Here is a 24,256-nt window from a genome sequence, read left to right on the forward strand (position 1 = left end):
AAATTGCAACTATGGCGGATGTACGAGGCTTACAGCTGCTCCACGAGCTCAACCTGCGAGGGACCCTGGCCGCGGCGGCCGACGCGCTCTACCTGAGCCACTCCGCCGCCAGCCATCGGCTAGCCGTTCTGGAGCGTGAGGTCGGCGTACCAGTCACCGAACGGATCGGACGCCGGCTGCGGCTGACCGAGACCGGGGTCGCTCTCGCGGCGTGTGCGCAACGACTGCAACAGGAGATCGAGACGACCGACGCCGTCATCGAACAGGCTCGCACCACGGTGGCCGGCCGGGTCCGGGTCGGGCTCTTCCAGACCGCCGCGCTGCGGATTCTGCCCCGGTTGCTGGGCGAGCTGCGGGACGAATACCCGGGCGTGGTCCTGGAGAGCACCCAGACCCTGGCCGCCTCCGCGCTCGCGTCCGTACAGACCGGCGAGCTCGATCTTGCCGTCGTGCCGTCGTACCAACACCACGCCCCGCCGCACCCGTCGGAGGCCCTTCATCACGAGCCCCTCTACACCGACCACTGGCTCCTGGTGCTGCCCCCGGACCACCGCCTGCACCAGACATCGGGCCCGATCGACATCACGGAGCTGCGCTCGGAGAACTGGATAGCCGGCGAAACGGTCACCCATTACCTCTCCCGACTCTGCCGGGACGCCGGATTCGAACCGCACGTCGTGCACCGCAGCAGTGACTACACGGTCATGACGACGCTGGTCAGCCTGGGCTACGGGATCTCCTTCATGCCGATCATCGATGAGTTGAGCTCGCTGCTTCCGCCGGTGCGGCTGCGACAGCTGAACATCTCCGGCGCCGACCAGACCGTGCTCGCCGTCCGACGCGAAAGCAGCCGAGGCCGCCCCGCGGTCGACGCGGTCTGGAGATTGATGCTTCGACGAGGACACGAGATCTGAACGCCGTCACACGTGCGCCGGGACACCGCGCTCAGGTCAGGTCAGCACGGGCCGCCAAGTACCGATGAGTTCCGGGTGCGAGCCGGGTCTACCCGTCATGACTGATTCCACAGGAACCCCGACAACCCTTTCGAACATCGGCGTGGTCATGTTCACCGTCGCCGATCAGGACGCGGCCCTCGCCTTCTACACCGAGAAGCTCGGCTTCGAGGTTCGGGGCGACATGCGCTTCGGTGAGCACGACGAGGCGCGCTGGCTCGAGGTGGCCCCGCCCGGGTCGCGGGCGCGCCTGGCGCTCAACCCACCGAGGGGCGGTCAGCCCGGCGGCAGCGCGATCGGTGTGGAGACAACGGACGTCCTGGGCGAGCACGCACGACTGAAGGCCGTCGGCGGCATCGATATCGATCCGGAGCCGATGCGCACGCCCGGTGCCCCGCTGATGTTCATGCTGCGCGACCCGGACGGCAACCACGTCGTCGTGGTGGAGGCCCCGCCCGCCCCGTAGCTCGCGGCTGTGACCGTGTGGCCCGGCCCGGGCCGGGCCACACGGTCAGAATAGATACCGAGACGAGTGACAAAAAAGTTACAGAACCGCACAGGAGCGCAAAAACAGAATTTCAGAACTGCATGCTTATGCGGTTCCCACCTTGTTAACGTCGCCGCATGCCGAAATACGTGATCGAGCGCGAAATCCCCGGCGCCGGGTCCCTGTCCGACGAAGAGATCCACGGAATCAGCGAGACGAGTAATCGAGTGCTGACGGGAATGCCGGACGTACAATGGGTGCATAGCTACGTGGTCGACGACAAGATCTTCTGCGTCTACGTCGCTCCCGATGCGGAGCGCATCCGTCAGCACGCGAAGGAGGGCGGGTTCCCCGCCAACGCGGTTCATGAGGTCGCCCGCACCATCGACCCCACAACCGGCGGCCGCTAGACCCAACGACCGGTTCCCACCGGGACGGCGGCTGGCACCGGACCCTCACCCGGATCGACTGCCGCCGGCGGCAGTCGATCCGCGCGCGCGACGGGGCGGGCTCGATGACCCAGGAGGAGGCCCGTTGCCGTACAGCCTCGGTGTGGATCTCGGCACCACGTTTGTAGCGGCGGCGATCGCACGCCGCTCAGGGGTCGGAATGGTGTCCTTGTCCGCTCAGTCCGTGGTTGCGCCGGCATTGGTCTACCTGGCTGAGGACGGGACCATCAGCACCGGGGACGCGGCCCGTCGGCGCGCGATCACCGAACCTGACCGGGTCGGCCGCGAGTTCAAGCGCCGTCTCGGCGACCCGACACCGATCAAGCTCGGCCACGAGTCCTTCGCGGTCACCGAACTGCTCGGCGCCTTGCTGCGTGACGTACTGCGCCAGGTGATCAAACTCGAACGCGAACCGCCGGAGCAGGTGGTGCTCACCCACCCGGCCAACTGGGGCCCGTTCCGCCGAGGACTGTTCGAGGAGGTCCCGGCCATCGCCGAGTTGGGCAACGCCGAGTTGGGCGACGCAGACCTGAGCAACACCGTGACGATCACCGAGCCCGCGGCGGCGGCCGCCCACTACGCGGCTGCCCGATACCTGCACGACGGACAGATCGTCGGTGTGTACGACCTGGGCGGGGGTACCTTCGACGCCACTGTTCTGCGCGGCGGTCCGGACGGCGTGGAGATCCTGGGCCACCCGGAGGGAATTGAACGGCTCGGCGGCGCGGACTTCGACGAGTCAGTCCTGGAATACGTCAACTACAGCACGGGCGGCGCACTCGACGCGCTCGACATGACCGATCCGCACACCGCCCGGGCTGTCGCACGGCTGCGGCAGGACTGCGTGCTGGCCAAGGAATCGCTGTCACACGACACCGAAACCACCATCCCGGTCTTCCTGCCGGATCGACACTTCGAGGTCACCCTGACCCGCTCCGAGTTCGAAGGCATGGTGCGCGGCCCCATCGAGTCGACCACGCAGGCACTGGTTCGCACCCTGCGCGCGGCCACGTTGGAACCATCGGACCTCAGCGCCGTGCTGCTCGTCGGAGGGTCCTCGCGCATACCGCTGGTGGCGGAACTGGTCGGCCAGGAGCTCGGGTGTCGGACCCTGGTGGATACCCACCCCAAGTTCACGGTTGCGCTCGGCGCCGCCGCCACGACCCTCCGGCGGCACCGCGTCGGACCGACCTCGGCCACCGTGGCCCCGGGGATCACCTCCGCCCCAAAGGCCGAGCCGACCGCGGTGGCGACCAGCGGGCGGGTCCGGGCGTCGGTGGCGACGGAAGCGGTCCAGCCTCTGAAGCGGGACCTGCCCGCCGGTTCTCCCCCGGCCCATGCGGCGCCCCCGAACACCCGGAACTGGGTCTTGGCATTGAGCATCGCGATGGTCGTTCTGGTGGCGATTCTGGTGATCGTGTAGCGGTCGGGAGCCGGCACGGCGAGCTCCTGAGGTACCGCTCAGGGTTGTCGCATAGTCGTCAGACGTCTAGTGTCTTAGCTTGCGCGTCAGGCGCCGGGCGCGCGGCGAGTGTCACAGAACTCGACCCAGGGGGCCGGTAGCCGATGGACGTACGCACCGAACCGCCGTCGAATGGCCCCTCCGCGCCGCTCGCACTCGACCGGCCGCACGACCACGCCCCGGTCGGCGGGGTTTTCAGGGTCCTCGGGTCGACCGAAGTCGAGGCCGGGGGGCGCCGGGTGAATCTGGGCGGGCCACTGGCGCGACGGCTGTTGACCGCCCTGATCGCGGCGCGGGGCGCGGCGGTCTCCGATCACCGTCTGGCCGAGCTGGTGTGGGGCCAGGACAGACCGCTGCCGCTGCAGGCCACCGCGGCGCTCCGCGCGTACACCTCGCGACTGCGCCGCGCGTTGGGCGAGCCGGGGCGGACGGCGCTGCGCCGGCAGGGATCGGGATATGCGTTGCGGCTTGCGCCCGATGCGACCGATGTGGCCTGGTTCACCCGCCAGGTCGAGCTGGGGCGCGAGCTTGCGGCGGCTGACCGAGCTGTTGAGGCGGTGCAGACGTTGACCGAGGCGCTCGCGTTGTGGCGGGGCGAGCCGTATGCCGATCTGGGCGACTCCGCGGAGATCGAGGCGGCCCGTTACGAGCTGACCGGTCTGCGCGACAGCGCGGTGGAAGAGCGGCTTGCGGCTCGCCTGGCCACCGGGGACAACCCCGGTGCGGTGATCGAGTTGGAGGCCGCGGTACGGCAGAGCCCGTACCGGGAGAGTCTCTGGGAGCTGCTGATCCTCGGGCTCTACCGGGCCGGGCGCCAAGGGGAAGCGCTGTCGGCGCTGCGTCGCGTGCGCACTCAGCTCGCCGAGGAACTGGGCATCGATCCGGGCCCCGGGCTGCGGGAGCTCGAACGCAAGGTGCTGGACCAGGACGCAACGCTGCTGGTTCCGGTCACCGGGTCGACGGTCGCCGACCCCGGCCTCGCCGGGCTGGGGTGGCCGTTGTCGTCGTTCTTCGGCCGTGGACGAGACCTGGAGTCGGTTGCCGAGGCGGTGCGGCAGCACCGGCTGGTGACCTTGGTAGGGCCCGCCGGCGTGGGCAAGACTCGCCTGGCCATCGAGCACCTGGCGACCCGTTCGGATTCGGACGGTCCGTGGTTGGCACGGTTGGCCGATGTCGCCCAGCCGGGCGTGCTGACCCACGCGGTGGCTGCCGCGGTGGGTGCGACCGACCTGGGTGACGATCCGCAACTGACACTGGTCCGCGCGCTGACCGCACGCACGGGGTTGCTGGTCCTGGACAACTGCGAGCACCTCGTCGCCCCGGTCGCCGACCTCACCCAGCGGCTGCTCGAACACTGTCGCGGGGTGCGGATCCTGGCGACCAGCCGGGAGGCACTCGGCCTCGACGGGGAAATCCTGCTGCCGGTGCAGCCGTTGCCCACTCACACCGACGACGGGGCAGAGGCGCCGGCGGTGACACTGCTCCTCGATCGGATACGGGCGAAGCTGCCCGACTGGACGCCCTCGGCGACCGAGCACACCTACGCCGAGCAGGTGTGCGCGGCGCTCGACGGGCTGCCCCTGGCCATCGAGCTCGCGGCGGCCAGGACACGGGTGATGAGCCTCAGGGAGATCGCCGACCGGATCGACGACAGGTTCAGCCTGCTCGGCGCCGTCCCACGCGGCTCACTGACCCCACATGCCACTCTGCGCGCCGCCATCGCCTGGAGCATCGACCAACTCGACGCCGCGGACCGCGCGCTGTTGGGCCGGTTGTGGCCCTTCGAAGGCGGGTTCACGCTCGAGGCCGCCGAGGCGGTGCGGACCACCGACTCCCCGACGATCGACTCGCTGTCCACCCTCGTCACCCGCTCCGTGCTCATCGCCGACACCACCACGGTCCCCAGCCGCTACCGGATGCTGCGGACCGTGCGTGCCTACTGCCGAGATCACGACTCCGACCCGGCCACGACCCGCAAGGTCCACGCCGACTGGGTCCGCGATCTGGTGGAACGCCGGGTCGCCGAGTTCACCACCGCGCGGGCGGGGGACGCCATGCGGAACCTCACCCTCGAGATGCCCAACCTGCGGGCCGCCGTCGACCACGACCTGGAGCACGATCCCGCCGCCGCGCTGCGCACGGTTGGTTCGCTCAACTGGTTCTGGCACCGGGGCGGTCACGGCGGCGAGGCGCTGCGACTGCTCGAAGCCGCGCTGTGGGCAGCGCCCGATGCCGCACCGCTGGACCGCGGCCATGCCCGGCTCGCCCAGATCGCGCTGAGACCGATACCTGAGGACCCCGCTGAGGTGCGGCGCGGGTACGACGACGTCTTCGCCGCTTCCAGCGCGTGCAACGACCACCCACACCGCGCACTGCACGGGCTGGCGCTCTTCCACCTCGCCACGAACTTGATCAGAATCCAGGCGGCGGATGCCGGCGACGTTGGCAGGCAGACGATCGCGGCGGGCCAGCACCTGGAGCAGGACTGGCTGATCGCCGGCGGCGAGCTCACCCTCGGTGCCGCCCTGCTCCAGCAGCGGCGCACCGCGGCGGGACGGCAGACCCTCGCCACGGCCATCGACCGGGGCACCCGATGCGGCTACGCCTGGGCCGCGGGGTGTGCACGCCTGTTCCTCGGTTGGGACATCCTGCGCGACAACGCGTCGGTCGCCGACCCGGAGTCCCGCGGCCAACAGGCCCTGATCCAGCTGCGACAGGCCTTCGCTGCATTCCAGACCGACGCGGACCAGATACTGGCACTGGCGGCGCTGGACACCGCGGCGCCCGCGCTCGGGCTCCTCGGGAACTCGAGCGACGCGCTCGCGCTACGGGCCGGGGCACACCGCCACGCCGAGACACTCGGCATGCCGCCGCGATTCTTCCAACGGATCGGCGCACTGATCGGCGACCACCTCCCGGTCCACCCGCCCAACACCGCGCCACCGATCGACCCACCCCAACCCAGCTGGGCCGCGATGATCGAACTACTCAACACACCGGCCCGCGCCGTCAGCTGAAGACGGCTCGATCGGACACCCTCGGCTCGCACTCCTGGTCCGGCATCGAGAATGATGATCGGGACCTGATCGAAGGAGTGCCAGATGCCCACGCCGTCCGAACCACTGGAGAAACTGGGCTTCCTCACCATCGGCTCGTTCGACAGCGCCGACCCCGGGCCAGGACACGAGACGACCCTGGAGGTCATCGAGCTCGGCGAGCGGCTCGGCTTCGACAGTGCCTGGGTCCGCCACCGGCACCTGCAGTACGGCATCTCCTCCCCGGTCGCGGTGTTGGCGGCCGCCACCCAGCGCACCCGGCGGATCGAGCTCGGCACCGCGGTGATCCCCCTCGGCTGGGAGAATCCCCTGCGGCTCGCCGAGGACCTCGCCACGGTCGACGTCCTGTCCGGTGGGCGCCTGAACCCCGGCGTCAGCGTGGGTCCGCCCATGCGCTTCGCCGACGTCAGGGAAGCGCTCTACCCCGACACCGCCGACGCCGAGGACTTCAGCCACGAGCGCGTCTCCCGGCTCCTGCGGCTGGTCGGCGGCGAACCGGCCAGCGGGTTCGCCGGGACCCAGGGGATCGAGGAGTTCTCCGACCGGGTGCAGCCCCACTCGCCCGGGTTGCGCGCCCGGATGTGGTACGGCGGCGCGAGCCTCAGCTCGGCGCGCCTGACCGGCGAGCACGCGATGAACTTCCTGACCAGCAGCGTGGTCAAGGCCGAACAGCCGGGGACGTTCGCCGAGATCCAGGCATCGCACATCGCGGCGTTCCGGGCGGCTCACCCGGCGGGTGCGGCCGCCCGCGTCTCGCAAGGGTTGGTCGTCGTACCCACCGACAGCGCCACCACGGCCCAGCGGGCGAAATACCAGGCCTACGCCGACGCCCGGCTCCCGCGGATCGTCACCCCAGGGACCGCAGCGGCTGTTGTTCGCCCGGGACCTCGTGGGCCCGTCCGCGCGGATCGCCGAGGAGCTGTACGCGCACGCCGGCTTCCAGCAGGTCCGCGAGGTCGTGTTCGCGCTGCCCTTCAGCTTCGCGCCCGAGGACTACCTGCAGATCCTCACCGACATCGCGAGCCACCTCGGTCCGGCACTGGGTTGGCGGCCGCCTGTCCAGGCGTGAGGTCCGGCGTGCCGGTGCATCCGGGGAGCCGAATCGAGATCGATGGCCTCGTGGACAAGAATCTCGGCACCGTCGGCAATCCGCGCGACATTCGGCGAGTATCCGGTGTCTCCGGAGAAGACGACCGCTCCGTCCTCCGTGTCGAACTGGTAGGCGAACGAGGCTGATGTCTCTGGGATCGCTGCTCTCCACGGTTCTGATGTTGATCTCGTGCGCGTACGCCCCGAGCAGGCCGGCGAGTAGCTCGTGCCCGGTGGCGGTCGGACCGTGCCGTGTCCGGCGTCGACAAGGTAGGTCCGGTCGGCGACGACCACCGCGCTCGCCACGCCACGTGCGCGCAACCGCCCAGCCCACCGCCAACCCGGCCGAAGCGAACGCGACCGGTGCATCCCGACGGGAGAAGCCCACCACTGCCCACCCTCACGTCGCGCTCGGCCGACCACATCCTCTAGATCCAGAACTGACAGACGTCGTCGACGGTCTTCCTCAGCTACCGTGCCCGATCTACCGTGCCCGGATCCTGTCCCGCAGGCGACCGAACACCCCCGCGCGGCGGATCTCGGCGCGCAGTTCCGCCCGGGTAGGAAGACGCGCGGCTACCGGTCGCGTCGGTGTCGTTCGAGCGCGGGAAGCATCTGCCCCCGAACCGAGGGCGTCGAGCCACTCTCGGGCACGGACCTGGTCGATGGGTGTCGCCTGGGTGGGTGTGCGCTGGTCGGCCATGGTTCCCCCGGTGTTCGCTCTCCCCGTCCGCAACTGGCTCGGTGGATTGACGGTCCCAGTGGCCACCGACAGTCTCGGCCGGTCGCGGGGGCTCCGTGCCGGTCCCCACCCACTTGGAGCAGCACCAACGGTCCGCCAGCGAGGTTTGCGATTCCGGGTTTGACCCGCCCAGCAGGTGGTACCCGGCGGATCAGGTTGGCATCGGCTGGTGGGAGCGGCGATATGCACATCGCGGGTGGATGGACGTCGGAACTGCTCATCGAGGAATTGAGCCTGTACGCCGGCCCCGCGGTGTGGGGATACAGAGACGCGGTCGTGGCCGCCGCCAGCGCCCTCGGCGTCGCCACCGACCACGACCCGGGCCTGGTCCAGATCGGCCTTCACCTGGCCGGCATGCCGGAATGGTTGGTGGGCTGGCGGATCGATCACGGGTGGTACCTCGTCCGCCGCCCCGGCATCGGCGGGCCCCCCACAATTGGTCCAACCCTCTACCGGGCCGACCCGGACCCTCTCGATCAGTTGCTGCCTGAACCGGCCGCGGTCGCCGGGTGGCTGCACAGTCTGAGCACTCAACGTCTGCTGGGCACCGAACGCCACCCGGACCTTGCATTGTCAGCCCCCCAGGTGGCCACCCTGCGGCAGCGACTGCGGGGCTATCTGCCCTCCGAGCCCGCCCTGCGACCCGGGTACAGCTGGTCCGAGGCCCGGCCGAGGGGTCAGGTCGCCGGCTAGCCCGCCTACCCGGTGGGCGCGGCGTAATACCCTCTTTCCGTGGCTGGCAACAGCTCGGCAACCTTGCCCATCATAAGATCCAAGTGTTTCGTCTGCTTATGATCCAGCTCTCCTCCGACTTCACTCCTGAGGTCGGAATAAGTGTATGGATTTCCCGCGAAAATGGTGACGGCCGGTTCTATCTGCCCATCCCCCAAGATGCCGGCAATCACTTCCGGCGAGATTTCATTTCGTCCCCAATCAGGCGGATACAGGCGATAGCTGCCACTTATCCCTATCGGCATGAAGACAGCCTCGCCCAGCCCTCTGTTCAGCCAGAACTTCGGGTACCCGATGAGCCCACCCCCCGTACTCGGCAGCACCTCCCGCATACCATTCACAGTTCCGTCGTCGCCCAGCCTTCCACCCTTCAACGTCGCTTCCGGGAACATCACCAGACCGTGCCCGTCCCGGGGAGCACCCATCAGTCGTCGCACCGACTCAGAGTTGCTCCCGGTAACCCCCCGCAGCTGCCGATCATTATCTGTGATGAATACTACGTCCGCCCCGTACCCCCTATCCGCGTATAAGGGGTTGAATAACGACATCAGCTTCTGTATATAGACGCCTTGCGCACCACTCTCTATTGTTGCCGCCACCGGAACCAGAAAATCTGAAACCCGGTCGTCGGCGCCGTGCTGAACCAAACTCTGAGTAATACCCGACAGTATCAGCTTGTCGGCATGACTTTGATGATTGGCATACAGTACCGGCACATATCCTTCACGAATTAACGCGCGTGCTTTCTCGATATTCTCTCGCGCACCCTCAGGGTAGGTAATAAACCTGTCTATCCGCTCGAGCATGCGAGTACGTCCTGCCCGCGTTTTTACCATTTCCTGAAGCTCGTCAAGGGGTTGCGCGGCTTTCCCATCGGTAGACACTGCTGTCTCCTCCCATGCCGGGCTCCGGCGCTGCCGGCCGCGGCGAGTCCGTGACCGGTGCGATGGCTGGAGGCAACGGTACGTCGGTGCCGCGCATCCGACGTGCTGGATTGCCGGCCTCATCGCCACGAACCATCGAGCGTCGGCCTCGGCCAGCTCCAGCAGCTCGACCGTACGCAGCCAGCCGGCCCGCCGGGAGGACCAGCTCAGGCCAGAGCTCGATGTCGGGGCCGGTGCCCCGCCCTTCGCCCCAGCCCGGCAGCGCTGACAGCCGCCCAGGCGAGCTCGGGTTTGCGGATGTCGGAATGCGCGCCGGCCAGCCACGACAGATCTCGGTTGATCACGAGGGTCGCGTCCATCCGGTAGAAGGTGCCGGCCTGCCAGTCGTACCAGCTACCCGCTGGTTCGAGGCGCCTGCTCACGACCTCGCCGTGCTGGTAGCCGTCGTGCCCGAGAGCTCCCCAGCGGTACCCGAGCTCTCTCGCCGAGGCGGCGCGGCGGGCTCGGTCATGCTGGCCGACCAGCGCGGTGGCGTTCGGGTACCACCAGCCGAGCGCTCGATCGGCGCTGGAGAACGTCGCTAGCAGCGGGCCGTCCACCCGGTTGGCGAACTCGGCGAGTGCCCCGGCCCGCGAGGGTGCGATCGGCAGCTCACTGGCGAACGAGAAGTGGCTGAACGCGCCCTGTACCGCGACGAACGACTTCACCGGGGTGGCCGGGCCCGACAACCCGGCCAGGGCGAACCCGATCAGCCGAGCCCCGAAGCTGTGGCCCACCAGGTGCACCCGCAGGCCGCGACCGGCCCGGTGCAGTCGGTCGAGCAGCGGACCGAGCCCCACCTCGCCGATCAACCCGGCCCGGTTCTTCATCTCGTAGTAGCTGAGTACCCGGGTGAGCTCGCGGCCGCCGTCCCACAGCGTGCCGAACAGATCACCGAGCCCACTTCCGGCACCGGGCGCCAGCATGGCGAGGGACTCCAGGGCGACCCGGGTGCGAGCTGTCCGCGCGATGGACTCGCCGTCGTCGTCGACAGCCCGGTTGGGCGTCGTGACCAGGCAGGACGCGAGTCGGTGCAACTCGGCGAGCCGGCCCATCTCGCGCGGCCGGGTGTCCAGCAACTGCCCGATCCGCACGAGGTGGTCGCGCTGCTCGGGAAACGCTGGGGCAAGCGCGGACACCAGCTCAGCGCCGGTCGAAGGCGTCGGAGCCGGCACCAGCGGAGTTTGCCCGCTCGCCCCGCACGCCGCGGCGGGGCCGGTCAGTACCGGCCCGTCGGCCGTCGGCTCGTCCTCGGGGAACAGCAGCGATGGCCACAGGACAGTGACGAATCCGGTGCTGGAGCGTCGAGCGGGCGGCAGCGCATCGGCGATCAGCCCGAACATCGCGTTGCTCAGCTCGCGTGCGCTGTCCCGGCCGGTGTTCCAGCCGGGGCTGAACACGAACAGGTCAGTAGGGCCGCCCTCCCCCACTGCCTCAGCAAGCCCTCCGTCGTCCACCAGGCCGCCGGACCTGTCGAACTCGATCTCCCAGTGTGCGCAGTCGGGGTGCATGCCGTTGTCGGGGTGTACCCCGTATCCGGAGCTCACGTCACAGCGCCGGAATGTCGAGCACCGTGCGGCCCACCATGGCCACCTGCCAGTCGATCGCGACCCGAGCCCGGTCGAGTTCGAGGTACGGGTCGTGCAGCGTCGCGAGGCGCTGCGCCCGGTGCCAGGCCGCGTCCTTGGCGAACACCACGGTGAGGTCGCCGACCGCGTTGGCGACCAAGGCGAAGACTCCAACGCCCAGCGTTCGTTGCAGGCGCCTCTCACAGTGGTCCCGGAGCTGGCCGACGTGGTCGGCGAACACCTGGTTGATGGCCTGGTAGTCGGCGAATTCGGCCTCCCCGTACGGTTGTCCCAGCGCCCTGCGCATGCCGAGCAGGGCGATCGCCAGATCGGGGCTGATGCTGGCGTTCCGCCCGGCCGCCGCGAACCGCAGCGTGTCGACATCCAGAGCGGGCCGGCGGACCAGCAGCACCCGCCACTCCGCCGGCAGCGGGGTGCCGGCCGCGTCCGCGAAGACCGCGTCGAAGTAGCGCGTGGCGAACTCGAGGTCCAGCCGGGTGACGAACCCGGTGTCGACCGGTTCGTGGTGCCGGATTCGCTCGCGCACTTCTCTGGTGATCTCCTGGCACAGGTAGGTCAAGCAGGCGAGCCCGTCCTCCCGGAGCGCAGGTGTGTGCCGCTCGGCGACGACCCGCAGACCGTCGATGACCGAATGCACGGCGGGTACGTCCTTGGGGAGGTACCGCAGTGCCTCGATCACCGGATGGCTGTCGCTGTTCTCCGCCATGTCGGCCCCCTTCAGCTCATGACCTTGGATCAGAGCCGCGAGGCGCACTCGGGATAGATCTATGGGTGAACTCATGACGCTCCCGCGGTCGATTGCCTGGGTCCCCAGCGTCGATCAGCGCCCTGGTTCGGCGCGTCAGGAGAACGCCCTACGCCGGCACCCTAGGACGCCGTATTTCGGTGAGCGGAGGCGTCTCGGATCAACCCGCGCCCGTGCGCGGCGCCGGCCGCGGCGAGCCGTCAGCCGGACCCGGGCCCGCCATCCGGCGGAGTTGAACGGTGCAGGAACGCACTGGCTTGCACCCGACTGTGCACACCCATCTTGGCGAAGATCCGACTGACGTGAACACCGACGGTCTTCTCGCTGATGAACAGCCGACCGGCGATCTCCCGGTTGGTCAGTCCGGAGGCCAACTCGTCGAGAACCTCCCGTTCACGGGCGGTCAGCGCGTCCAGAGCAGATGCGGTGCCTGTCCTCGGCGAGGGAATGTGCTCATGGTCGGAATCCTCATCGTCGGAATCCGGTGCGTCGAGCTGGACCCGGGCGCGCCGGGCCAGATCGGTGATCTCGGCGAGGAACGGCCCGGCGTCCAGGGAGCGGGCCGTGCGTTCGGCAAGTACCAGTTCCCGAGTGGCCGCCGCCGACCGAGCGCGGCTGGCGAGGAGCGCCTCGGCCCGCCGCAGTCGGGCATACGCGGCTGGATAGGGGTGTTCACGCTGGTCCCACAGGTCGGCGACCCGCGCCCAGATCTCGGGGTCGGACCGCCCTTCGGCCCTGGTCACCTCCGCGTCGCACATCGCGGCGAAAGTCGCGACCACATCCCGCACCGCCGGTACCGTCATGACACTGCGCCGAACCATCTCGGCACAGTGCCCACGCAGGCGCCGCACCTGCTCGGCGGACAGCGGTGCCAACCCCAGCCGAGTGGTCTCCGCCCATGCCCGGGTGCCGTGCCAGAGCAGCGGGGCCACCAGCCAGATGTCAACCTCCCCCAGCTCGACCAGCCCGAGCCCTTCCTCGACATAGCCGACCGCCAGCTCCGGGCGCGCCCGCCACATCTCCAGACCGGCCCGCAGAATCAGCAGCGGGATCCGGTGCCGAGGGCCGACCGACGAGCCGGTCAGCAGTTCGACCGCCTCCAGGTCGTTCTCCGCCGAGGCGAACCGGCCTCGTCCGACGTCCAGCCGGCACCGGGCCAGCCGTACCTCGAGCGCCTCCCCGCCGGTCGGCTCGAGCTCCCACGCCTGGGCAACCGCCTTCTCGGCCTCGTCCCAGCGTCCCAGCCGGAACAGCGCGTTGGAGGCCAGCGCCAGCAGCGCCACCCCGGCCGTGCGGGACAACCCCAGTTCCGCGACCCGTTCCGCCCCACTCCGCGCGCATGCCACACCCGCGAGGAGCTGGTTCAGCGGGCCGGACAGCAGTTCGGCCCGCCGGAGATAGGCCTCGCCGATGGCTGTCGGAGCGCCAGTCCGTTCCGCCACCGCCAAGGCCTCGACCATCGCGTCGGACCCCTTCTCGGTGTCCGCCAGGTAGGCCAGGCTGAACCCCAGAATGGCCAGCACTCTCGCCTCGACCGAGGGCAGCCCGGCCGCCCGGCTGGGCCGGAGCGCACGTCTGGCGACCGACCTCGCCGCCGCGAACTCACCGCCCTGCAACAACACGGCCGCATGCCCGGCCAGGACCTCGGCCCGTTCCGCATCCGCGCCGTGCTCGGGCAGCAGTGACAACGCCGTGCGGTAGGCGCGCTTGGCTCGGCCGCTGTGCCCGGCCGCGTACAGGTACCGGCCCATCCGGGCGGTGAGCAGCGCGGATGTCACGTTGTCGGACACCGACGGCTCGGCCAGGCGCTGCTCCAACAGCATGACGGCGTCGTCGTGCTCACCGGCGAGGTGAGCGGCTTCCGCCGCGCGCTCCCAGCACTCCGGGCGAGGCACCACCCAGTCCTCGGCCGGGACCTGGGCGGTGAGCTCCGCCGCGCGCACCCAGTGCCGGTGTGCCTCCGCATGGCCCCGGATCCGCTCGGCTGCCGTGGCGGCGGCCAGCACAGCGTCCAACGCGCGCTCCGGGGCGCCGGCAAGCTGCCAGTGGTGAGCCAACCGGGCGCTCAACGCCAGCGCGGCGACGGCGTGGTCGGAGTCCCTGCCCGCCCGCTGTCCCCGGTGCGGAGTTCGCCCCGGACCGGTCTCCGCGATCTTGGACAGCGCGGTCGCGTAACGACGGTGCAGCTCGATCCGCTCACCCGGCAGCAGGTCGGCGACCACGACCTCGGTCATCAGTCCATGCCGCAACCGGTAGCCCTCGAACTCATCGTCGACCACCACCACGCCGGCCGCGGCCGCGGCTCGCACCGCCTCCAACAGCTCCGGTTCGGGGACGTCGAGGACTTCGGCCAGCAGGGGGTGTGGCAGCGGGCCGCTGCTCACGGCAACCGCACGAGTCACGCCCTGGGCGGCGGCGGGCAGCGAGCCCACGCGGTTCAGCACGAGCTCCCGAAGGGTGGTGGGCAGGCCGAGCGCGTCGCCGGCGAGTACCGCGCGCACCGTCTCCTCGGCGATGAACGCGTTGCCCGCCGATCGCTGCCACACCATTGGTTCCAGGCCCGGCCGGTCGGGTGCCCAGGTCTCCACCAAGCTCGCCAGCGAGGTGCGGGGGAAGGGGGCGATCTCGCGCCAGGACACCTGCCGGTGTCGACGCAGCTCCCCCAGCATGCCGGCCAGCCCTGGCGCGTCACCCGCCGCGAAACTGCGGTGGGTGCCGACGAGCAGCACACGTTCGGTGGTCAAACTGGCCACGAGGTAGACGAGCAGGTCCCGGGTGGAGCGATCCGCCCACTGGAGGTCCTCGATGACCAGCACGACGACGTGCCGGTCCGCCAGCTCCACGACCGTCCGGTGGAGCGCTTCGAGGATCTGCACCCTGGGCCCGGGTTCGGCGGACAGGTCATCCAGCAGTGCCAGCCTGGGGCCGAGCAGGTCCGCGATCTCCTGATCAGGAGCGGAGCGAACACCGTGCCGGAGGGCGGAGATCACCGGCCAGAACGGAGGCGCATCCGCGATGTCGATCCCACGCCCGGCAAGGACGATGGCACCCGCGGCCCCGGCGATCCCGGTGAACTCGCTGACGAGGCGGCTCTTGCCGACGCCGGCATCGCCGCCCAGCACGACGGCCGCCATCCGGCCCGCCCCGGCGGCCTGGAAATCGGCCACCAACTCGGCCAACTCGGCGTCCCGCCCGACCAGCTGACCGGTCACTCCCCCCTCCCCCACTGGCGAGACGGTACTCAGTCACCCGAGCAACGGCCAGGGCTCGGCGGGACGGCCCGGGTCACAACAGCGGAACCTCGAGCAGCACCCGGCCGACGATGGCCGTCCGGTGATCGATTTCCGCGCTCTCCACATCGAAATCGCGCCCGGTCAATCCCGCCAGCCGCTTGGCCCGATTCCAGGCGGCATCTCTGGCGACGATGACCGCCAGCTCACCTCCCTCGTCGGCGGCGAGTGCCAGAAGTCCCCCGTCCAGCACACGCATCCACCAGTCCTCGAAATGGCGCCGCAGCGCGCGCATGTGGGAGGCGAAGATCTGGTTGATTCGGTTGTAGTCGGCGCGCTCGTCCTCCCCGAACGGCCGGCCGAGCGCTCGACACGTGCTGAGCAGCGCGAACGCCAGGTCGAAGTCAACATGCGCATTGACTCCAGCCACCGCGAACTGGAATCGATTGATCTCCGGCTCCGACCGGCGCTCCAGCAGCACCTGCCACGACTCGGGCACCGGTCGGCCGTCCGTACGAGGCAGAACCGCGGCGAAGTAGCGCTTCGCGAACTCGACATCGAGCCGGGTGATGAACTCCCGACTACGGAATTCGTTCTTCTGGATCTGCTCCCACACCTCGGTGGTGATCTCGCGATAAAGGTAGTTGAAGCAAGCCAGGCCATCCTCGCCGTACCGAGGCGGGTGCTGCTCCGCGATGTCCTGCAACGCGTCCAACCGCGCCAGCACGCCCGGCACGTCGACCGGCGGGTCACTGGGCATGGTCAGGAGCGGCACACCCGGTCCAGCATTACCGGTCTGGCGCTGGTCAGTCACAGTCACAACAGGCCCCCTGGTCATCGATCCTGCCGCCAAGAATGGGCCATTTCGGCAGGACGCTCGATGGTGCACACCCCCGAACCGCCGGGGGTGTAAACCCCAGGCGCCCGGGTCCCGCCGGCTCGCCGGAGCAGGGCGCCACCAGCTCATGCGGTCGGGCGAGCGCAAGTGGCCCCGGTTGTTCGGCTCCCGGTAACTCGGGCGTGGTGACGGTGGCATCGGGTGCCCGCACTCTCGAGGAGGTCGAGCCCGTCGATGTCGCCCGGCACGTGGGCGGCGCAGTAAGAGAGGCCCAGATGTCCTTCCTCCCCCGTCGCGCCCTCAGAGCGTTGACCGTTGCCGCCGCCGTGCTGGCGCTGGCCGCCTGCGGGCAGAGCGCGGCGCCCCAGTCGGCCGGCGCGCGCAACCCCGACGTCCTGGTCTTCGCCGCCGTGCCCTCGGAGAACGCGCAGACCCTGCAACAGGCCTACCAACCGCTCATCACCCTGCTGGCAAAGGAAACCGGTAAGAAGATCCAGTTCCAGCCCGCCACCGACTATGCGGCGGTGATCGAGGCGCAGCGCAGCGGCAAGGTGGACATCGCCCAGTACGGCCCGCTGTCCTACGTGCTGGCCCGCAACACCGGGGTCAAGGCCAGCCCGATCGCCGCGCAGCTGTCCACCAAGGGCGGCCAGTCCGGCTACCGCTCCTACGGCATCGTGCCGGCCGGCTCACCGATTCACGACCTGGCCAGCCTCCGGGGCCACAAGGTGTGCTTCGTGGATCCCAACTCGACCTCGGGCCACCTGTACCCGTCGGCGGCCCTGCTCGACGCCGGCATCAACCCGGACAAGGACATCACGCCGGTGATGACCGGCGGCCACGACGCCTCGGTGCTCGCGGTGGCAAGTGGCCAGTGCGACGCCGGGTTCGCGGAGGACTACATGGTGGACAAGATCCTGCCCAGCAAGGGCCAGCTCAAGCCGGGCCAGGTCAGCGTGCTGTGGCGGTCCGACGTGATCCCCGGTTCCCCGGTCGCGATCAGCGACGATCTCGACCCGGCGCTCAAGGCGAAGATCACCGACGTGTTCCAGACCAAGGCCAACGTCGACTACGTCAACGCCAACGGGATCTGCGCCACCAGCTGCACCGGAGTCGACGACGCCGGCGACTGGGGCTACGTGAAGGTCGACGACTCCTTCTACGACGGCGTGCGCAAGGTGTGCTCCACAACCCGGGACAAGCAGTGCGGGGCCGCGTGAGCGGGGAGCGTGACGAACCGGTCGTGCGGTTCGACCGCGTCAGCAAGCGGTTCGGCCCGGACATCCTCGGCCTGGACGATGTGTCGCTCAGCGTGCGGGCCGGCGAGGTGGTGGTGCTGCTCGGCCTGTCCGGGTCCGGCAAGTCCACCCTGCTGCGCCATGTCGACGGGCTGCAGCGGCCCAGCGCGGGCACCGTCACCGTGCACGGCACCAACGTCGGCACCGCCGGCGCCGGCGAGCTGAGGAGGCTGCGCAGGCGAATCGGCTTCGTGTTCCAGCAGTTCCACCTGATCTCCAGTCTGACTGTGCTGGAGAACGTGTGCACCGGCGCGCTCGGCGGGCTGCGTGGCCCCCGGCTCGGGCTGATCAGCTATCCAAGGCACGTCCGCCACGAGGCGCTGGGCCACCTGGAGCGGGTCGGGCTCGGCGACCGGGCGTTCCAACGGGCCGACACTCTCTCCGGCGGTCAGCAGCAACGGGTCGCGGTGGCCCGCGCGCTCATGCAGCGGCCGGACATCCTGCTCGCCGATGAGCCGGTGGCCTCCCTCGACCCGGAGTCGTCGGTGCAGATCATGCGGCTGATCCGCGAGATCAGCTCGGAGCGCCAGCTCACCGTGCTGTGCAGCCTGCACCAGGTGGACCTGGCGCTGAGCTGGGGAGACCGGGTGATCGGGCTGCGCGCCGGCCGGGTCGTCATGGACGCCCCGGTGCTCGGTCTGAGCCGTGACCAGGCGATGGCCCTGTACTCCAGGCTCGGCGCTGTGCCCGCCTCCCCGCTGGCCGCCGCCGTATGACGAGCTCAGAGCCTGTGAGTGGTACTGGTCGCTATGGCGACCAGTACCGCTCACGGGGGTGATGTGAGCGCGGGGCCGGTTACAGCCGGCGGGCGGCTGGTGGCTCGGCCCAGCCGGTCTGGGAGCGCCGCGTGGCTGGTCATCGGGGTGCTGGTCGCGCTGGGGCTGTGGGCGATCGGCGACCTGCGGATCAACCTGGCCACGCTGGCGGACAGCGCGCACAACGCGGTGGACTTCGCCGGCCGGATGTTCCCGCTGGACTTCCCGCCGCCGGGCGAGCTGCTCGCGCTGAGCGGCACCACCCTGGCGATCGTGGTGTCGGCCACCGTGCTCTCGGTGCTGATCAGCGCCCCGTTGGCGGTTCTCGCCGCGGCCAACACCACGCCCGGCCCCGCCGCCCGGCCGGCCGCCCGGGGACTGATCGTGCTGGCCAGGGCCATGCCCGACGTCGTGCTGGCGATCGTGTTCTTCCGGATCTTCGGCCTGGGCGCGATCACCGGGGTGCTGGCGATGGGACTGCACTCAGTCGGCATGGTGGGCAAGCTCTACGCGGACGCGATCGAGCAGATCGACGAAGGGCCCCGGCTGGCCGTGCGGGCCACCGGCGCCGGCCGGCTGCAGGAGCTGTTGGCCGGGGTCCTGCCGCAGGTGGCGCCGGCGTTCGTCGCGACCGCGCTGCACCGCCTGGACATCAACCTGCGCATCTCGGTGGTGCTCGGCTTCGTCGGGGTGAACGGGCTGGGCTATGCGATCGCGACCGCGCTGCAGCGGTTGGACTACCGGCGCGGCATGGCGATGGCGCTGCTGGTGCTGCTGCTCTGCGTGCTGGTCGAGCTGCTGTCCGGGGCAATCCGGCGAGCACTGCTGCGCGGCGGTTCCGACTCGGCTCCCTCGGCGGGGCCCGGCCAGGTCAGGCCCGACTGGACGGCGGCCCGGATCCGCCGGACCGGCTTCCTCGCGCTCGCTACCGCCGTGGTGCTGGCCTCGGTGTGGGGCGCCGACCTGTCACCCGCACAGTTCCTCGGCGCGCTGGGCCACCTCGGCCACACCGCCACGCTGTTCTGGCCACCGGACACCGGCGGTTTGCTGCCGACCCTGCTCGGGGACCTGGTGGAGACGGTGAAGATCGCGCTGGCAGCCACCGTGCTCGGCGCCGCGCTCGCCCTGCCCATCGGCGCGCTGGCGGCCCGGAACGTCGCGCCGAGCCCTCGGGTTGCCCGTGCATTCCGGGTGCTCATCGTGCTGGTGCGCGGTTTGCCGGAGCTGGTGCTGGCGATCGTGTTCGTGGTGATCACCGGCCTCGGCGCGGTGGCCGGGACACTGGCACTGTGCGTCGGGGCGATCGGGCTGCTCGGCAAGCTGGTCGCGGACTCGCTGGAGGAAGTGGACCCCGGCGGGGAGGATGCGCTGCGGGCCACCGGCGCGACCCGCTGGCAGGTGTTCTTCGCCGCCACCCTGCCGAGGGCCGCGCCGGCGTTCGTCGCGCACGTGCTCTACCAGCTCGACGTGAACATCCGCTCGGCCACCCTGCTCGGCATTGTCGGCGCCGGCGGCATCGGGTTCGACCTGCTCGGTGCCTCCCGGGTACTGGAGTTCGGCATGGTCACCACGATCTTGCTGCTGGTGTTCGGCACCGTGCTGCTCGTCGAGCTGCTCGCGCTGTGGCTGCGCCGGGTCGTTCGCTGACAACTGCCTCGAATGTTTACCTCCCGGGGTACCCACGGTGGCCGGAACGAGGTCATCCGGACAAGCTGGGCGCGAATCGTCTGCGGCATGACCTCTACGAGGTATCTGGAGATCGCCAATCGGCTGGCCATCGAGCTGGCCGACTGTCCGCCGGGCGCCAGGGTGGCCAGTGAACCGGAGTTGGCCGACCGGTTCGGGGTCGGCCGGGCCGCCGCCCGTTCCGCGCTGCAGGAGCTGGAGCGCCGGTTGCTGGTCCGCCGGGTGCAGGGCGCCGGCACGTTCGTCAACCGGCGCATCGACTACGTGATCTCGCACAGCCGGCCGCCGTCCTGGCACGCCACCGTCGCCGCCGCCGGCGCCACACCTCGCTCGCAGGTCAAGTCGGTACAGCGGACGGTGCTACCGGCCGGGCGCGCCGAACAACTGGACTGCCCGGCCGGTACCGCGGCGTACCGGATCGTGCGCAACTTCTACATCGATGACCTGCTCGCGTCCTGGACCGAGGAATGGATCCCGGTGGATGTGTCCCCGGACCTGGACCTGGCGGTACACGCCGTCGAGTCGATCGACCTGGTGCTGCGCCAGATGGGCCGGGTGTGCCCGGTGCGGGCCTGGTGCCGGGTCAGCTTCGACATCCCGCCGGAGGACGTGCTGCGTGGTTTGCGCATGGAGGCCAGCGTGCCGGTGTGGCAGGTGGACAGCGTCAGTCGGGACGGCGAGACCGGCCGCGGACTGATGGCCAGCACGGCGTGGACCCGGGCCGATGCGGTGCGGGTTGTGGTCGAGCTGCAGGACACCGTGCCCGCCGCCATGGGCTGAGAGCCCCGACTCACTGTGCTGGGAGCCCCGACTCGCGGGAGTGCTGGTGCTGGGGGGCGGGGCGGCGGGTGGCTTGGAAGCGGCGGTGGGCGGCGAGCAGGTCGGCCAGGCGCAGCGTCGGCCCGTCGGGGTCCTTGGCCGCGTCGTCCCAGCGGCGGACCAGTACTGCCTCGGCGGCCATCGGCTGGCCCCGGAACTCGGCCACCTCGCGCGCGTCCATCGGGCCGCCCTGCTGGCGCAGTGAGGCGATCGAGACCGGGCTCAGCAGCGCCCGGTAACCCGCGTCCGTGGCCACCAGGAACCGCTTCGCCGGCACGTGGCCCGCGATCACCCCGGCGATCCTCGGCGAGTCGAGCCTGACCAGCGCGAACCGCGCGCCGGCCGCCTCGTGCGGCAGCCCTGGCCACGCCGCGCGCACCGGCTCCGCCCGACCGACGTCGTGCAGCGTGGCGGCGAGCAGCAGTTCGTCGTCGGCCCCGGCCCGGGCGGCGAACCAGCCGGTCTGCAGGGCGTGGGTGCGCTGGTCGACCGCTTCGCCGCCGTACGGCAGCCCGACCAGCCCGTCGACCAGTGCGGCCAGCTCGTCGGTGGTCAGTGGCTCGGACCCAATCGGCGGGTTCACGGCGTGGCCTCTCCGGTGATCGTGTCGGCGATCTGCTCGGCCAGTTCCGGAGTGGCGGCGACCACGCCGGACCAGCGGCGGGACAGGTCGGTGCTGATCTCCAGCGGGCGGCCGTGCGCGTCCAGTACCGCTCCTCCGGCGGCCGGCACCGTGAGCATGGCGGCGGCCAGGTCCATGATCCGGTGGGTGTCCGATCCGGCGTCGGCGAACGCGTCGGTGGCGCCCTCGGCGACCAGTGCCGCCTCCAGGCAGCTGCTGGACAGGATGCGCACCCTGGCGGCTCGCCTGGCCACCCGCCACCACGAGTCGTCGTCCTGACCGTGCGGGCGCAGCAGGCTCACCGCGGCACCGTCCAGCTCGCGGCGCCCGCTGGTGCGGTACCGCGACGGCTGGCCGGCCGCCGCGTGCCAACATCGCCCGGTGTCCAACCAGCAGGTCAACGCCTCGGTCAGCACGCCGTCCACGGCGACCGCACCGGCGAAGCTGGCCAGGGGCACGCCGGCGACCGCGTTGGCGGTGCCGTCCACCGGGTCCACCACCAGGGTCAACGCCGAGCCGTGGTCGATCACCCCGATCTCCTCGCTGATCAGGTTCACCCGGTGCCTGTCGATCACCTCGGCGACCGCGGTGTCCACCAGGATGTCCAACAGCGTCGTCGGGGTGCCGTCGGCGCCGATCCGCACCTGTTCGCCGAGCTGCTCCCGCCGATAGCTCTGTCGGGCCGCCCCGAACGCGGTGACAGCGGCGCGGGTGACCTCGGCCAGCACCGCGCTGGTCCCGGCCGGAATGTCCGGTTCGGGCACCGGCCACACCGCGTTGGTCAGCACGGCGGCACCTGTGTCGAGCTGTATGTCGCTGTGGATGTCGCTGCTCGAAGCACCGCGCGGACGACCGGCCAACGCGCCCCGGGCGCGACCAGCGCCAGGTCCGCGCGCCGCCCGGGCGCCAGCCGGCCCCGGTCCGGCAGCCCGGCGACCAGCGCCGGGCCGTCGGTGACCAGCCGGATCGCCGCCGGCAGGTCCACCACCCGGTCACCGGCCAGTGCGAACGCCGCGGCGAGCAGACCCGAGGGCAGGTAGTCCGAGGCCAGCGCGGTGACCAGTCCCCTGGCCACCAGCTCCCGGCCGGAGGCGTTGCCGTTGTGCGAGCTGCCGCGCAGCACGTTCGGCGCGCCCATCACCACCGGCAGACCGCGCTCCCTGGCCGCCCGCGCCGCGGCGAGCGTCGTCGGGAACTCGGCCACCGCCCCGCCCCGGGCGAGCAGCTCGTCAATCTCACCGGCCGAGCTGGGATCGTGTCCGAGCAGCCGGATCCGGCCGCCCCGGGCCAGCTCACCGAGCCAGTCCAGTGCCTCCGCACGCACGTCCAGCCGGCCGCCGCGGTCGGCGATCAGGTCGTCGACGTGCCGGGCGGCCTCCGCCGCGGCCAGTCCCCTGGTGCCGATCAGGTACCGCTCGTAGTAGGCGCGGTCGGCGTACTGGCCCTGCCCCGGCGTGTGGTCCTCGTGCGAGACCAGTGCGGTGCCCGCGCCGGCACCTGCCATCGCGGCGAACCGGCGGCGCAGCCCGGCCAGGCCCTCCGGGCAGCGCACGTCCAGCCGGTACAGGATGCGGTGATCCACCAACCCGTCCACCCGGGCGTCCACGGCGGCGCACACCTGCTCCGCGCCGGCCACCGAACGGGCCAGGCCCCGGCCATGGCTCTCCTCGAACCCGGCGCCGTGGAACGCGGTGGTCACCGCGGCGGCCCGTAACTTGCCCTCGAAGGACAGCAGCGCGAACTCGATCGGCAGCTCGGCGCCCGGGCGGGGCAGCCGCTCCTTCTCCAGCCCATCGCTGTGCACGTCCACCAGCCCGGGCACACACAGCAGGCCCTGGCCGTCCACGTCGGCCGACACTCCCGGTCGGTGCGGCTCGACCGCGCTGACGGTGCCCGCGCGCACCACGACCAGGGCGTCCTCCACGATCCGGTCGGTGAGCACAGCCCGGACGTGGCCGAGCACGTAGTCCGGTGGCGGGGTGCCGAGCGTCCAATGCTCGACCCTCGGTTCGTACAGCCCGGTGTTCACGCCATCGCCTCCACCATCTGTTCCGGGGCGCCCTCGCCCGCGATCCGCCCGTCCCGCAGCAGCACCACCCGCGACGCCAGCCGGCGCATCGCGTCCAGCTCGTGGAACACCGCAAGCACCGCGACACTCCGAGTGGCCAGCGAGGCCACCAGTTGCAGCGCCGCCTCCCGGTTCGCCGGGTCGAGCGCCGAGAACGGCTCGTCGAGCAACAGCAGCCGGGGCGGGCAGACCGTGCCGGCGGCCAGGTTCACCCGCTGCCGCTCACCACCGGAGAGCAGCGAGCAGTCCACGTCCCACAGCGCTTCCTCCAGGTTCAGCCGGCGCAGCGCCCCGGCGGCGGCCTCCACCGCGCACACCCGGTCCAGACCCCGGCGCCCGGCCGCGCCGGCCACCACCTCCAGCGGCCCGGTGCGCGGCGGTGCGGCCAGGAACTGGGTGACGTAACCGAACTCCCGGCCACGCAGCCGCGCCATCGCCCTGTCGTCCAGCGAGGTCAGCTCGACGGGGTCGGAACCGGCGCCGGCCAGCAGCCGCACCGAGCCGGAGTCCGGCAGGTAGCTGCGGTGCACGCAGCGCAGCAGCGACGACTTGCCGGCGCCACTGGCACCGGCCAGCGCGACGTGCTCGCCGGCGTGCACGTCCAGATCCACGCCACGCAGCGAGGACACGGTGCGCCCGTCGATGGTGTGCAGGGTGAACGACTTGTGCAGCCGGCGGATCGAGAGCACCGGTGGCTGTTCAGGCACGGCCAC

At 70.7% G+C, this 24,256-nt stretch carries 19 protein-coding genes and 1 pseudogene; 11 read left to right on the forward strand and 9 right to left on the reverse strand.

Annotation, left to right across the window (positions count from 1 at the left end):
• Positions 1–11: 11 nt before the first annotated feature.
• The 7 genes and pseudogenes from ACTXG6_RS31230 to ACTXG6_RS31260 all read left to right on the forward strand — a co-directional run bounded on the left by ACTXG6_RS31230 (position 12) and on the right by ACTXG6_RS31260 (position 8,931).
• Positions 12–914, forward strand: coding sequence for a LysR substrate-binding domain-containing protein (locus ACTXG6_RS31230; RefSeq protein WP_445182991.1), 903 nt, complete (start codon positions 12–14; stop codon positions 912–914).
• A 97-nt stretch (positions 915–1,011) separates the two neighbouring features.
• A complete protein-coding gene (locus ACTXG6_RS31235) occupies positions 1,012–1,419 on the forward strand; it encodes a VOC family protein (RefSeq protein WP_445182992.1) in 408 nt (135 codons plus the stop codon).
• A 158-nt stretch (positions 1,420–1,577) separates the two neighbouring features.
• Positions 1,578–1,850 (forward strand): DUF4242 domain-containing protein, encoded by a 273-nt coding sequence (locus ACTXG6_RS31240; protein WP_445182993.1) that lies wholly within the window; start codon positions 1,578–1,580, stop codon positions 1,848–1,850.
• A gap of 124 nt (positions 1,851–1,974) precedes the next feature.
• A complete protein-coding gene (locus ACTXG6_RS31245; RefSeq protein ID WP_445182994.1) occupies positions 1,975–3,312 on the forward strand; it encodes an Hsp70 family protein in 1,338 nt (445 codons plus the stop codon).
• A 143-nt stretch (positions 3,313–3,455) separates the two neighbouring features.
• Positions 3,456–6,368, forward strand: coding sequence for a BTAD domain-containing putative transcriptional regulator (locus ACTXG6_RS31250; RefSeq protein ID WP_445182995.1), 2,913 nt, complete (start codon positions 3,456–3,458; stop codon positions 6,366–6,368).
• An 84-nt stretch (positions 6,369–6,452) separates the two neighbouring features.
• Positions 6,453–7,476, forward strand: a pseudogene (locus ACTXG6_RS31255) (LLM class flavin-dependent oxidoreductase).
• Between the two features lie 945 nt (positions 7,477–8,421).
• A complete protein-coding gene (locus ACTXG6_RS31260) occupies positions 8,422–8,931 on the forward strand; it encodes a hypothetical protein (protein ID WP_445182996.1) in 510 nt (169 codons plus the stop codon).
• A 5-nt stretch (positions 8,932–8,936) separates the two neighbouring features.
• Here ACTXG6_RS31260 and ACTXG6_RS31265 read toward each other — a convergent pair whose 3' ends face one another.
• The 5 genes from ACTXG6_RS31265 to ACTXG6_RS31285 all read right to left on the reverse strand — a co-directional run bounded on the left by ACTXG6_RS31265 (position 8,937) and on the right by ACTXG6_RS31285 (position 16,232).
• Complete coding sequence (locus ACTXG6_RS31265; protein ID WP_445182997.1) at positions 8,937–9,854, reverse strand: hypothetical protein; 918 nt, start codon at positions 9,852–9,854, stop codon at positions 8,937–8,939.
• Positions 9,855–10,060: 206 nt separating this feature from the next.
• Positions 10,061–11,440 (reverse strand): hypothetical protein, encoded by a 1,380-nt coding sequence (locus ACTXG6_RS31270; RefSeq protein ID WP_445182998.1) that lies wholly within the window; start codon positions 11,438–11,440, stop codon positions 10,061–10,063.
• 1 nt (position 11,441) lies between these two features.
• Positions 11,442–12,188 (reverse strand): DUF5995 family protein, encoded by a 747-nt coding sequence (locus ACTXG6_RS31275; protein WP_445182999.1) that lies wholly within the window; start codon positions 12,186–12,188, stop codon positions 11,442–11,444.
• Between the two features lie 239 nt (positions 12,189–12,427).
• The gene (locus tag ACTXG6_RS31280) at positions 12,428–15,439 is read right to left on the reverse strand and encodes a helix-turn-helix transcriptional regulator (protein ID WP_445183000.1); all 3,012 of its coding nucleotides are present in this window, start codon (positions 15,437–15,439) and stop codon (positions 12,428–12,430) included.
• A 73-nt stretch (positions 15,440–15,512) separates the two neighbouring features.
• A complete protein-coding gene (locus ACTXG6_RS31285; RefSeq protein WP_445183001.1) occupies positions 15,513–16,232 on the reverse strand; it encodes a DUF5995 family protein in 720 nt (239 codons plus the stop codon).
• Between the two features lie 338 nt (positions 16,233–16,570).
• On the opposite strand from ACTXG6_RS31285, the gene ACTXG6_RS31290 reads away from it, so the two are divergent.
• The 4 genes from ACTXG6_RS31290 (at position 16,571) to ACTXG6_RS31305 (ending at position 20,814) form a co-directional block, all read left to right on the forward strand.
• On the forward strand, positions 16,571–17,515 hold the full coding sequence (locus ACTXG6_RS31290) for a phosphate/phosphite/phosphonate ABC transporter substrate-binding protein (protein WP_445183002.1): 945 nt from the start codon (positions 16,571–16,573) through the stop codon (positions 17,513–17,515).
• A complete protein-coding gene (phnC, locus tag ACTXG6_RS31295) occupies positions 17,512–18,309 on the forward strand; it encodes a phosphonate ABC transporter ATP-binding protein (protein WP_445183003.1) in 798 nt (265 codons plus the stop codon). The genes ACTXG6_RS31290 and phnC overlap by 4 nt, the downstream gene beginning before the upstream one ends.
• 99 nt (positions 18,310–18,408) lie before the next feature.
• Positions 18,409–19,995 (forward strand): phosphonate ABC transporter, permease protein PhnE, encoded by a 1,587-nt coding sequence (gene phnE, locus ACTXG6_RS31300; RefSeq protein WP_445183004.1) that lies wholly within the window; start codon positions 18,409–18,411, stop codon positions 19,993–19,995.
• Between the two features lie 87 nt (positions 19,996–20,082).
• Positions 20,083–20,814: a GntR family transcriptional regulator gene (locus ACTXG6_RS31305; protein WP_445183005.1), complete on the forward strand. Its 732-nt coding sequence runs from the start codon at positions 20,083–20,085 to the stop codon at positions 20,812–20,814.
• A 10-nt stretch (positions 20,815–20,824) separates the two neighbouring features.
• On the opposite strand, the gene ACTXG6_RS31310 is transcribed toward ACTXG6_RS31305, so the two are convergent.
• The 4 genes from ACTXG6_RS31310 to ACTXG6_RS31325 are packed head-to-tail and all read right to left on the reverse strand — an operon-like array spanning position 20,825 to position 24,250.
• Entirely contained in the window at positions 20,825–21,436 is a 612-nt protein-coding gene (locus ACTXG6_RS31310) for an HD domain-containing protein (protein WP_445183006.1), read from the reverse strand.
• Positions 21,433–22,263 carry an inositol monophosphatase family protein gene (locus tag ACTXG6_RS31315; RefSeq protein WP_445183007.1) on the reverse strand — a complete coding sequence of 277 codons (831 nt, stop codon included), beginning with the start codon at positions 22,261–22,263 and terminating at the stop codon, positions 21,433–21,435. Before ACTXG6_RS31315 ends, ACTXG6_RS31310 begins: the two co-directional genes overlap by 4 nt.
• Entirely contained in the window at positions 22,257–23,504 is a 1,248-nt protein-coding gene (locus ACTXG6_RS31320; protein WP_445183008.1) for an alpha-D-ribose 1-methylphosphonate 5-triphosphate diphosphatase, read from the reverse strand. Before ACTXG6_RS31320 ends, ACTXG6_RS31315 begins: the two co-directional genes overlap by 7 nt.
• Entirely contained in the window at positions 23,501–24,250 is a 750-nt protein-coding gene (locus tag ACTXG6_RS31325) for an ATP-binding cassette domain-containing protein (protein WP_445183009.1), read from the reverse strand. Before ACTXG6_RS31325 ends, ACTXG6_RS31320 begins: the two co-directional genes overlap by 4 nt.
• Between the last annotated feature and the right edge of the window lie 6 nt (positions 24,251–24,256).

The organism is Pseudonocardia sp. Cha107L01 (genome assembly GCF_052566575.1).